Below are 11,900 nucleotides of genomic sequence, written 5' to 3' on the forward strand. Positions count from 1 at the left end.
GCACTTCTGTCAATCATTAATACTTTTGCGTACAAAAAAGGGTGTTAAGACAAAATTACTTTTGTCTTAACACCCTTTAAAAAGTTTAAGCCTAACGATCTTTCATAAAATCTTCGACTAATTTTTGATTTTCTTCGTTGCTTGTATTGACGTTAACAGCTGTTTCAACTAAATCAGTTAATTCAGTTGTATCTAAACGTTTCATCAAACTACGAACTCGTAACACAGAAGTTGCACTCATTGAGAATTCATCTAAGCCCATCCCGACAAGGAGTGGTGCCATGATTGAATCTCCGGCAGCTTCCCCACACATACCAGTCCACTTACCTTCTTTATGAGAAGCGTCAATGACGTTCTTAATAAGACGTAAGATTGCTGGATTATAAGGTTGGTAAAGGTATGAAACACGTTCGTTCATCCGATCAGCAGCCATTGTGTATTGAATCAAGTCGTTCGTCCCGATACTGAAGAAATCGACTTCTTTAGCAAATTGGTTAGCCAATACGGCGCTGGCTGGAATTTCAACCATCATCCCAACTTGTAAATCGTCAGATACAGTTTGACCTGCAGCAATTAATTTTGCTTTTTCATCTTCGAGAATCCCTTTAGCTTGACGGAATTCAGCAACAGTTGCGATCATTGGGAACATGATCCGTAACTTACCATAGTTAGAAGCACGTAATAAGGCGCGCAATTGTGTTCTGAAAATATCATCACGATCTAAACTAATCCGAATTGCTCGGTAGCCTAAGAACGGATTCATTTCTTCTGGTAATGGTAAGTAAGGTAATTTCTTATCTCCACCAATATCCATTGTCCGCACAACAACTGGTTTGCCGTCCATACCTTCTAGAACTGATTTATAAGCTTCGAACTGGTCATCTTCACTAGGTAACTCAGCTGAATCCATATATAAGAATTCTGTCCGATATAAACCGATTGCTTCAGAGCCATTTTCAAGAACACCAGCTAAATCTTTAGGTGTTCCGATATTAGCAGCAACCGTAAATGTTTTGCCGTCTTTAGTGACAGACTTTTCATTCTTTAGTTTTTCCCATTCTGCTTTTTGATCAGCAAAGGCTTGGGCCTTCACATCATATTCAGCAATATCAGCATCTGTAGGATCTAAAACAACATCACCGTTAATACCATCGACAATTAATAAGTCGCCAGCTTTAACATCTTGTGTGACTGTTTCAGTCCCAACAATTGCAGGGATTTCTAAAGAACGTGCCATAATGGCAGAATGTGACGTCCGACCACCAACATCAGTTACAAAAGCCTTAACGAATTTACCGTTTAATTGGGCTGTGTCACTAGGTGTCAAGTCATGAGCAATCACAATTACTTCTTCATCAATTAATGCTGGGTTAGGGAGTGTTACCCCTAATAAATGACTGAGAACTCGCTTCGTAACATCTTTGATGTCAGCAGCACGTTCTTGCATGTATGCGTTATTAGTCATAGACTCAAAAGTGGCCACGAATAAATCCGCGACCTCTTTCAACGCTTGCTCAGCATTAACCTTGTCATCATTGATTTTACCTTCGATAGCGCCGGTAAATTCTGGGTCTGCTAAAATCATCATGTGAGCGTCAAAAACTTGTGCTTCTTCTTCTCCTAATGATTCAGCAGCAATCTTCCGAATGGTCTCTAGATCACTCGTAGAATCTTGTAAGGCCTTATGCAAACGATTAATCTCTTTTTCTGAATCTGAAATAGTTGATTTCGAAAATGACAAATCAGGTTGCACTAACATGTAGGCTTTCGCAGTAGCGATACCATCACTGGCAGCAATCCCTCTTAGTTTAGTCATTATTCAGATAAACCTTCCTTTTTCATTGTTTCTTCGATTGCGTTGATTGCGTCTGCTTCATCAGCACCTTCAGCAGAAATTGTAACGTCTGCGCCTTGGCCAACACCAAGTGACATAACGCCCATGATTGATTTCAAGTTTACAGATTTACCTTTGTATTCTAAGTTGACATCTGAGTTAAATTTGCTTGCTGTTTGTACCAATAATGTAGCTGGACGAGCGTGGATACCTGTGTCTGCTACTACGTGAAAATCGCGTTTTTCCATGTTAATCGATCCCCTTTTATCTATTTATAGATTTGTTTTGGCCGAAATAAGTAGTCATCAATAGTGTCTACCCTTTCGAATATTAAGATTACCATTTTTTGAAAAATACTACAACAGTTTCGCTAACAAAATTAATGATAGTCTACACTATACCGCTTTCAGCGCAGCGATAAATCACTTGTCCATTTCGTTGGGCAGCGCCTACAATTTCTTTTCGGTGATCATAATTGACCCATACTTTCTGAAAGTCTAAAAACTCATCATGTTCAACGACAATGGTTTCTTTTTCGTGATTTAACAAGGCATCCATCTCCGCTAAAAAATCTCTTGCCATCTGAATCACTCCTTTATCACGTCTAGATAATTATTTTTAATGACCCTCTTTTCATTTATCAAGTAGCGTCACTGCCTCCAATTGTACGCAATTTTGACCCACAAATAAAGTTTTATTTTCGAGTTCGATTACTTGCAACTTTTTTTAGAGATGATTATAATTTATTCAAGGTCAAAGATAGTCAAACAAACTTTGACGTTACATTTAATAGGCGAAAGGTTGTGACAGATTAAATGCTTTGTCAAAATTGCCAAAAAAATCCAGCAACAATCCATCTCTACACTAGCGTCAATGGTCAAAACCAAGCCATTAACCTTTGTCAAAACTGTTATCAAGCACTAAAGCAACAAGGAATGAGTAGTCAATATAATGATCCCTTTGGTTTTAGTAATCTTGATGAACTCTTCAATGCAATCAACAATCCAAACGCTGAACGTAATGCTGCTAACCAAGGTCCCCAAACACAAGGTGGCCGTAATGGCGGCGGTAACAACGGTCAAAATGGCGAAAGCTTACTCAGCCAATTTGGTGTGAACCTCACCAACCTTGCTAAGGGTGGTCAAATTGATCCGGTGATTGGTCGCGATAAGGAAATCGCGCGCGTCATCGAAATTCTCAATCGGCGTACCAAGAATAATCCAGTCTTAATTGGTGAAGCCGGCGTTGGTAAAACAGCCGTTGTCGAAGGTTTAGCGCAAAAAATTGCCGATGGCGACGTTCCTGCTAAATTAAAGGATCGCCAAGTGATTCGCTTGGATGTCGTTTCATTAGTACAAGGGACTGGTATTCGCGGTCAATTTGAAGAACGGATGCAACAGTTGATCACTGAGCTCAAACAAAATAAGCAGATTATCCTCTTTATTGATGAAATTCACGAAATCGTTGGCGCCGGCAATGCTGAAGGCGGCATGGATGCTGGTAACGTGTTGAAGCCAGCTCTTGCGCGTGGCGAATTACAACTCGTTGGCGCCACAACTAATAATGAATTCCGTCAGATTGAAAAAGACGCAGCCCTTGCACGTCGTCTTCAACCGGTCGCGGTCAACGAACCATCTGTTGACGAAACCGTTCTAATTCTCAAAGGGCTTCAAGATAAATACGAAAGTTATCACCACGTTCACTATACGGACGAGGCGCTTAAAGCAGCAGCGGCCCTTTCTAGTCGTTATATCCAAGATCGTTATTTGCCTGATAAGGCTATCGACCTTTTGGATGAAGCAGGCTCTAAGAAAAACTTGACGATTACCTTGATGGATCCTAAGGAATTAGAAGCCAAGATTAAATCTGCAGAAGCACAAAAACAAGAAGCCCTCAAACAAGAAGATTACGAAAAAGCAGCTACCTATCGTGATCAAGTCACACAGCTCTCTGAAATGAAAGCTAATAATTCAGTTGAAAAATCCCAAGAACCAACAATCACCGAAAAGGATATGGAAAAAATTGTCGAAGAAAAAACCCATATTCCAGTTGGCGAATTAAAGGCGCAAGAACAAGCTCAACTTAAAAACTTAGCGCAAGATCTTGAAGCACATGTCATTGGTCAAGATACCGCAGTTGATAAAGTCGCTCGTTCAATTCGTCGTAGTCGAATTGGCTTTAATAAATCCGGCCGACCAATTGGCTCCTTCCTCTTTGTTGGCCCAACCGGGGTTGGTAAAACGGAATTAGCCAAACAAATTGCCAAAGAACTCTTTGGCAGTACCGATGCGATGATTCGCTTTGATATGAGTGAATACATGGAGAAATTCAGTGTGTCAAAATTGATTGGTTCACCTCCTGGCTACGTTGGTTACGAAGAAGCCGGGCAATTAACGGAACAAGTTCGTCGGAACCCTTATAGTTTGATTCTTTTGGATGAAATCGAAAAGGCTCACCCTGACGTTATGCACATGTTCTTACAAATTCTAGATGACGGTCGTCTAACCGATTCACAAGGTCGGACTGTCAGCTTCAAAGACACAATCATTATCATGACGTCTAACGCTGGACAAACTGATGCTGAGGCTAACGTTGGTTTCGGTGCAGCTGTCGCTGGCCAAACCCATTCAATTCTCGATCAGTTAACGAACTACTTTAAACCAGAATTCTTAAATCGTTTCGACGATATTATTGAATTCCAACCATTAAGTAAAGATAATCTATTAAAGATTGTCAGCTTAATGCTTGATCAAACTAACGCGATGATTGCCGATCAAGGCCTCCACATTGCTGTGACGGATGACGCTAAATCTAAATTAGTCGATTTGGGCTACAACCCTGAAATGGGCGCTCGGCCACTACGTCGTGTCATTCAAGAACAAATTGAAGACCGCGTTGCTGATTATTATTTAGATCATCCAGAACATAAGCAATTAAAAGCGCAGTTAAATGATGATCAGATTCAAATTGTGCAAGGATAATATCAAATATTAAGATTTATTATCATATTTTAAGATTAAATCCGTGTTATATAAATCGCTTTCAGTTATACTATTAGTAGGACTTAAATGATTAGGGAGTGATTAGTATGAGACTCATTAATATTACAAATTCTTATCACCGTTTAGTAACACAACAATTAGCAACCACTAAAGCCGACTATGTGAGCGTCTATTCGCTTGGCAAAACAACAGTCCTTTTCACCCGCTCATCTAAAACGCGTGAAATTCTTCTAAAAAATGACAAGCGACATATTCAACAAGCTGAAATTGATTTTGTACTCAAGGAATTAGTAGATATTGATTCAACCGACGATGTTGAAATCCTAAACGATGGCTCATTAGTTGAGATTACCATTCCAACCCCTTCTACTACCGCCTCTTAGACGGTTGAAAGCAGGCCACTACCGATAACTTTGGTAGTGGCTTTTTGTATGCAATCAAAATAATAGCAATTCGATATGGCATATCGTATAATACCCATTAAGCTTATTGAGGGAGGATTTTACGATGCAAACTGTTCAAAAAGGGCAACAAATTATTTGTCGTTTAGAAGTTGGCGATGAACTCATCACCGAATTGAAATATTTAGCCGCTACTTTACCGGACCAATTAGGTGCCATCTCAGGAATTGGTGCCTGCAATGATGTTACTGTCAGTATTTACTCACCAGACAGCGACAGCTACGTTGAAACGCGCAGCCAAGAACAGGTTGAACTCCTATCACTGAGTGGTAACGTTGAAAATGCGGATGGTAAGATTTCAACTCACTTGCACGCCAGTTTTGCCCGCTTAGACACAAGCGTTTTTGGCGGCCATCTTGAACGCGCCGTTATTTCAAGAACTGGCGAACTCGTCATCTCAATCGTCCCCCTTGCTGTTGGGCGTATCTTGCATCAACCAACCCAATTACAAGTACTCGATTTATCATAAAAGATGATTAAAAGGGATTAAGGCAAATAAAATTTTTGCCCTAATCCCTTTTTTTGCTAGCCAAATTAGTAAGCGGATAATGATGCCCTCTAAGGTGCACGCTTTTTATTTAAAATTCTAGCCAAATTAGTAACGATTATAAACCACTCTTTTTCTAATTTATGATAGACTAGTATTAAGTAAATAACGTTCCACGAGGAGTCCGTATGAATTTTATTAACCTGATTCAATCGTTATTTAGACGGCGGCCAAAGCGCCCAACCATTCAACCAGAGACGCACTTTAATCAAGCTACTCCTGAACCAGAAAACACAAATCAATTCTTCGAGACAGCTGATGAATTTGAAAAAGAACCCCAAGCGCAGCAAACTGAACATTTTGTCACAACACCTGTCCAACCACGCAAAAGTTCAGTGACGATCCACTACCTCAACCAAAATCGAATTCCACTGCGGCCTTCGATTACACTTTCTGGAGTAGTTGGCGCTACGCTTGATTTACCGTGGTTAAAATTTCCTGGCTACTATTTAGCCGAAATTACAAATTTAAAACAACATTTCCATGAAGACCCCACTAACATTTGGCTTTTTTATAAACCCCAATTAGCGGCACCAGTCATGGTACTTCATCAAGATTTAGAAGGTGGTTTGCTGATCAAACCCCAATTTTTACTTGGCGCTTTGAATGAACACTATCAAGCTAACCCGTTAGAAGGCGGTGTGAACTTCATCTATCGCACTTCTAGTAATCAAACAGGACGTTTTAGTGCTGAAACGCAGCTAGTACGGTTCCAATATGATCCACTTAATCTAAAATACAGCGATGCCCCTGATCAACCGTTTATTGAATTAACCGCATCGGTTGACACTTACAAACGGCCGACAGAAGAAGCACTCACCACGACCCGCTTACCTAAGAATGCAATTTGGAAAATTTATAGTTGTGCAACAGCTACTTCTGGTCAACAATGGTTCAACCTCGGTAGTTTTTGGATTTCACCCAAGCATTATGAACTCCATGCAACTAACCCTAAGGCAACGGTCGATTACCAAGTCCCCAAGTTTACCAATCAATATACGGTTATTGAAACCACACCGCTTAATTTAGATGCGACTTTGAATAACACAACGGCAACATTATGGGCCGCGCCTTACGAAAAACCGGCTACCTATCGCCTTGCTTTGAAGACTCGCGTGCACGTCAAGCAAGTGATTGCGCTCGACAATCTCAGTCGGTGGTGTGAACTTGAAGGTGGGCAGTGGCTATTAGAATCACTACTAACATTTGACTAAAAAGAGGTCTTCTGACAAAATCAATTTTGTCAGAAGACCTCTTTTTGATTGTTTAAAAACGTGCTTTGCCACTAGGAATGCATGCTCTTATAATTTAGCTGTTAATTTAACTTCTGGGTACTTATCTTGGAACCAGCGTTCTGCAAATTTATTTTCAAATAAGAAGAGTGGTTGGTCGTGAATATCTTTTACAAGTAAGTTCCGTGATGATGACATACTTTGATCTAATTTTTCAGGATCAATCCAACGAGCTGTTCGTGAGCCGATTGGTTCCATAATCACTTCAGAATTATATTCATGTTGCATCCGATATTGGAAAACTTCAAATTGTAATTGACCAACAGCACCTAGAATATAGTCGCTTGTTGTGTATGTCTTGTACAATTGGATGGCCCCTTCTTGAACCAATTGTTGAATCCCTTTATGGAATGATTTTTGCTTCATTACGTTTTTAGCAGTGACGCGCATAAATAATTCTGGTGTAAATTGTGGCAATTTTTCAAACGAGATTGCTTCTTTACCAGTATGAATCGTATCACCGATTTGGAAGTTCCCTGTATCATACAACCCGACAATATCACCGGCAACCGCACTCGTTACTTGTTCACGAGCATCAGCCATAAATTCAGTTGAGTTATTCAACCGCATCTTCTTACCAGTCCGCGTCAACGTCACGTCAATCCCGCGTTGGAATTCACCTGAACAAACCCGTACAAAGGCGATTCGATCACGATGGGCTGGATTCATGTTAGCTTGAATCTTGAAGATGAACCCTGAGAAATCTTCATTCGTTGGTTCAACTTGTGTTTCTTCTTGTGTTTGATGAGCTTCTGGTGCTGGTGCCATATCAACAAAGGCTTCTAAGAAAGTCTTAACGCCAAAGTTTGTTAAGGCTGAACCAAAGAAGATTGGTGTTTGATCACCAGTAGCAATTTTAGCAGGATCGTAAGCATTACCCGCTTCACCGATTAATTCGATGTCATCTAGTGCTTGTGTGTAAACAGAATCTTCCTTCAAAGGATTATCGCCAGCAATCTTGCCTTCTTCATCTAAAGCAAGGTAAGGGTTGGCTTCATCTTCTGGACGATACATTTCAATTCGTTTGTTAGCAATATCGTATAGGCCCCGTAAATCTTTACCCATCCCGATTGGCCAGTTCATAGCACAACCTTCGATATCCAATAATTCTTCCAATTCAGCGATTAAATCGAGCGGTTCGCGACCATCACGATCCAATTTATTCATGAATGTGAAAATTGGAATACCACGCATCTTGCAGACTTTAAATAATTTCTTAGTTTGGGGTTCGATCCCTTTAGCAGAATCAATTACCATGACAGCGGCATCCACCGCCATCAATGTCCGGTAAGTATCTTCTGAGAAATCCTCATGCCCTGGCGTATCTAAGATGTTAATCCGTTTGCCAGCGTAATCGAACTGCATCACAGAACTTGTAACGGAAATCCCACGTTGCTTTTCAATATCCATCCAGTCAGATTTCGCAAACTGGCCACTCTTCTTCCCTTTAACGGTTCCGGCTTGACGAATCACGCCCCCGAATAATAAGAGTTGTTCAGTAATTGTTGTTTTCCCAGCATCCGGATGGGAAATAATTGCAAAAGTCCGCCGGCGTTCAACAGCCGTTTTTAATTCAGTTGGTGTCATTGTTAAATCCTCTCTTTAGTGCCAAAGTCATTAAGCCTCAGACGCATCATCTTTTGCAGCGACCGTCGTTGGTAATGTTAGTTTCAAATCTAATAAACGTGAACCGACTACCGAACCAGTTGTTAAAACAATGCCGTTCGGTAAATCGATTGATTCTGGATGACCACTGACAGGAATTGCACCAATCTCAGTAATCATAAACCCAGCAATCGTATCAACATCAGCAATTTGAATATCGGTCTGAAAGGCATCGTTAAATTCATTAATTGGCATCCGGCCCATTACCTTGTAGTGGGTCTCGTCAATCTTCTGATACAACACATCCGCCTTATCGGATTCATCTTCAATCTCGCCAACAATCTCTTCTAATAAATCTTCAATTGTGACTAGCCCAACAACGCCACCATATTCATCTAACAAGATGGCCATCTGGAGTTGGGTGCGTTTCATTTCAAATAATAAGTCATCAATCACGATTGTTTCAGGCACAAATAAGGGCTCTTTCATGACTGTTTCCAATTGTGTTTCTGAGAAGCCCTTCTCACGTGCTTCTCTTAGTAGGTTCTTGATGTGGACAATCCCTACAATTTGATCTTTATCATCCCGATAAACCGGGATTCGTGAAAATGGTTGTGCTAAAATAGCATCAATATTTTGGTCATTGTCCGCACAGATATCCACCATGAAGGCGTCCGTTCTGGGAACCATGACCTCTCTGGCCATCTTCTTATTAAGGGTAATAATCCCTTCTAACATTTCGTACTCGTCAGATTCTAAAACCCCTGCACTTTTCCCTGATTCGATCATATGAACCATCTCTTCACGGGTTAGTTTGGGTTCTGTCTCAGAAAAATCAATTGGCGTTAACTTCATCAAAACCGTCGTTGACGCTGATAGCAACCAAACGAATGGTCGCAATAAAACGCCAATGAAGCGAATCGGTTGAACTGCCGCCTTGGCAATCGCTTCTGAGCGATGCAGGGCAACTTGTTTGGGATATAATTCCCCAAAAACAAGTGAGATATAGGATAAGACAATCGTCACAATTAATACGGCTGCTTCCTTCGTCCAAGCCGCATTTCCTAAAAGGGGTGCTAATCTACCCGCAATGGTTGTGGCAGCACTCGCTGAAGATAAGAAACCAGCAAACGTAATGGCAACTTGGATCGTTGCTAAGAAATTATTGGAGTGGTTTAAAACCTCCACTAATAAGCGCGCCTTCTTATCGCCATTTTCTGCTTGGTTCTCCATCTTCGTGCGACTTAGTGATACTAGCGCAATTTCTGCCGCGGCAAAAAAAGCATTCACTAAGGTTAAAATTAAAATCAACAGTAACTGTCCCCACACCGGACTTCCAGGGTCAGGATTCATCGTCACATCCACTACCTTTCATCTTATAAATTATCGTATTGAGCCGATTAAGACCTACTATGCAGTATAGCATAGTCAAAAATGGAAATTCAACCCAGTAAGAGTCGTTAAAATCGCCTTCAAATCAGTCTTGTGCGATTATAATTTAGTCGCCTTATCGACTTTAGTGCGTAAGGCTTGAATATCGTATAAATAAACAACAACTGTTTTGGTAACGGCATAAAACGGAATTGCTAAAATCATCCCCAAAATACCGTAGATATTGCCGGCAACTAACAAGATAATGATAATCGTTAATGGGTGAATATCTAGGGAACGGCCAATCACATTAGGGTAAATCAAGTTCCCATCAATTTGTTGCACAATAACTACTACGACAATCACCATGATTGTTTTCGGAATTGAAATTGATAAACTAATAATTAAAGCAGGTGCAATCCCAATATAAGGACCAAGATATGGAATAATGTTGGAAACACCGGCGATAAAGCCCAATAAGTAGGCATATGGCATCCCAATAATCAGGTAACCAATAAAGGTGAAAACACCGACGAATAAACATTCTAGCGCTTGTCCGCCGATATAAGCTGAAATGGTTGCACCCATTTTACGTAATAAATCAGCGACTTGATCGTTATAACGATCTGGTAACATCTTTTGAATATTTGGAATGAGTCGATGACCGTCTTTTAACATATAAAAGAGCATGATTGGTACGGTAAAGACACCAATCGTCACACTCGTCACGGCCCCAATCATGCTGCCGAAACCGCTGGTGAAACTCTTCATGATGTTTTCAGCAATCTTAGAAGGTTTTAAGTCTAATTGGTTAACGTATTTATTAACATCGATATTCTTCAAATGCGGATTTGTTGAGATCTTATCAATCATGTCCTGCAAGCGATGCACATAATCTGGTAGATTCGTTACCACTTGTGTCACTTGATGGATTAATTGCGGAATCGCTAAAGCCACAATGAAGATAATCCCACCGAAAAAGACGATGAAAATAATCGCAATTGCCCATTTTCGCGATATTTTTAGCTTACCTAGTAAATTAATCAACGGATTAAATAGGTAGAATAATAACCCTGCCCCAATGATTGGCCCAAACAAGGTTGAAATAAAGGTCCCTATTGGATCAAATAAGAAACTAATTTTAGTACAAACAAAAATTAAAACGGCCAAGATTAATAATTCAGTTGACCAAAACAACAATTTTGATTGACGCAAACGCTCAAACATAAACATTCCTCCACTTGACTTCATCGAAAATAACACCTAATTGTGCTATTATAAACACAAAGATTATTTTTATTGTACCAAATTTCATTGTAAAGCTACATAAATTCAAACGATTGGTGGTTTTTTCATGCAAATTAAACAAACTCGTGATTTAACAAGTCCTTACTATCAAGATGGTCTCGCTATTCGCCAAGCGGTTTTTGTCGCTGAACAAAAGGTCCCCGCTGAAATGGAAATCGATGAATTTGAAGACCAAGCACTCTACTTCACAGGTTATTTAGATGAACAACCTGTTGCCACATTACGCGTATTGACCGAGGGCGACTTTTATCACGTGCAGCGGGTCGCTACAATGAAAGCTTACCGGCACCAAGGGCTTGGATTAGAGCTAATGAAAGCAGCTGAAGCATCCGCAAAAAAAGCCGGTCATAAAGGTCTTATTTTAAATGCTCAAGTCACAGCCGTCCCATTTTATGAACGCTTAGGCTATCAAGCAACTGATAAGGAACGTTTCTTAGACGCTGGTATTTTACATCAAGAAATGATTAAGATCATATAAAC

11 protein-coding genes are annotated in these 11,900 nt (G+C 40.3%); 5 read left to right on the top strand and 6 right to left on the bottom strand.

Features of this window, described 5'->3' with window-relative positions; all coding sequences use genetic code 11:
* Window positions 1-91: 91 nt before the first annotated feature.
* The 3 genes from ptsP to NDN60_RS03480 form a co-directional block, all read right to left on the bottom strand.
* On the bottom strand, window positions 92-1,816 hold the full coding sequence (ptsP, locus tag NDN60_RS03470) for a phosphoenolpyruvate--protein phosphotransferase (protein ID WP_011375154.1): 1,725 nt from the start codon (window positions 1,814-1,816) through the stop codon (window positions 92-94).
* Window positions 1,816-2,082: a phosphocarrier protein HPr gene (locus NDN60_RS03475; RefSeq protein ID WP_004265632.1), complete on the bottom strand. Its 267-nt coding sequence runs from the start codon at window positions 2,080-2,082 to the stop codon at window positions 1,816-1,818. Before NDN60_RS03475 ends, ptsP begins: the two co-directional genes overlap by 1 nt.
* Window positions 2,083-2,224: 142 nt before the next feature.
* Entirely contained in the window at window positions 2,225-2,416 is a 192-nt protein-coding gene (locus tag NDN60_RS03480) for a hypothetical protein (RefSeq protein ID WP_011375155.1), read from the bottom strand.
* A gap of 233 nt (window positions 2,417-2,649) precedes the next feature.
* Here NDN60_RS03480 and NDN60_RS03485 point away from each other — a divergent pair, with 233 nt between their 5' ends.
* The 4 genes from NDN60_RS03485 (at window position 2,650) to NDN60_RS03500 (ending at window position 7,058) form a co-directional block, all read left to right on the top strand.
* Window positions 2,650-4,815 (top strand): ATP-dependent Clp protease ATP-binding subunit, encoded by a 2,166-nt coding sequence (locus NDN60_RS03485; RefSeq protein ID WP_099947717.1) that lies wholly within the window; start codon window positions 2,650-2,652, stop codon window positions 4,813-4,815.
* 107 nt (window positions 4,816-4,922) lie between these two features.
* Window positions 4,923-5,219 (top strand): DUF1827 family protein, encoded by a 297-nt coding sequence (locus NDN60_RS03490; protein WP_011375157.1) that lies wholly within the window; start codon window positions 4,923-4,925, stop codon window positions 5,217-5,219.
* Between the two features lie 124 nt (window positions 5,220-5,343).
* Window positions 5,344-5,766 carry a PPC domain-containing DNA-binding protein gene (locus tag NDN60_RS03495; RefSeq protein WP_011375158.1) on the top strand — a complete coding sequence of 141 codons (423 nt, stop codon included), beginning with the start codon at window positions 5,344-5,346 and terminating at the stop codon, window positions 5,764-5,766.
* 206 nt (window positions 5,767-5,972) lie between these two features.
* Window positions 5,973-7,058: a MucBP domain-containing protein gene (locus NDN60_RS03500; RefSeq protein WP_016265505.1), complete on the top strand. Its 1,086-nt coding sequence runs from the start codon at window positions 5,973-5,975 to the stop codon at window positions 7,056-7,058.
* An 87-nt stretch (window positions 7,059-7,145) separates the two neighbouring features.
* Here the strand turns inward: NDN60_RS03500 and NDN60_RS03505 are convergent, their stop codons facing one another.
* The 3 genes from NDN60_RS03505 to NDN60_RS03515 form a co-directional block, all read right to left on the bottom strand.
* Window positions 7,146-8,723 (bottom strand): peptide chain release factor 3, encoded by a 1,578-nt coding sequence (locus NDN60_RS03505; RefSeq protein ID WP_011375160.1) that lies wholly within the window; start codon window positions 8,721-8,723, stop codon window positions 7,146-7,148.
* Window positions 8,724-8,753: 30 nt separating this feature from the next.
* Window positions 8,754-10,094, bottom strand: a complete 1,341-nt coding sequence (locus tag NDN60_RS03510; RefSeq protein WP_016265506.1) for a hemolysin family protein — start codon at window positions 10,092-10,094, stop codon at window positions 8,754-8,756.
* A gap of 138 nt (window positions 10,095-10,232) precedes the next feature.
* On the bottom strand, window positions 10,233-11,339 hold the full coding sequence (locus tag NDN60_RS03515; protein WP_011375162.1) for an AI-2E family transporter: 1,107 nt from the start codon (window positions 11,337-11,339) through the stop codon (window positions 10,233-10,235).
* A 127-nt stretch (window positions 11,340-11,466) separates the two neighbouring features.
* Between NDN60_RS03515 and NDN60_RS03520 the strand changes: the two genes are divergently transcribed.
* Entirely contained in the window at window positions 11,467-11,898 is a 432-nt protein-coding gene (locus tag NDN60_RS03520; RefSeq protein ID WP_099947718.1) for a GNAT family N-acetyltransferase, read from the top strand.
* The last annotated feature ends 2 nt before the right edge of the window (window positions 11,899-11,900 follow it).

The sequence above is a fragment of the Latilactobacillus sp. genome (assembly GCF_033176295.1).
GTDB lineage: Bacteria > Bacillota > Bacilli > Lactobacillales > Lactobacillaceae > Latilactobacillus > Latilactobacillus sakei.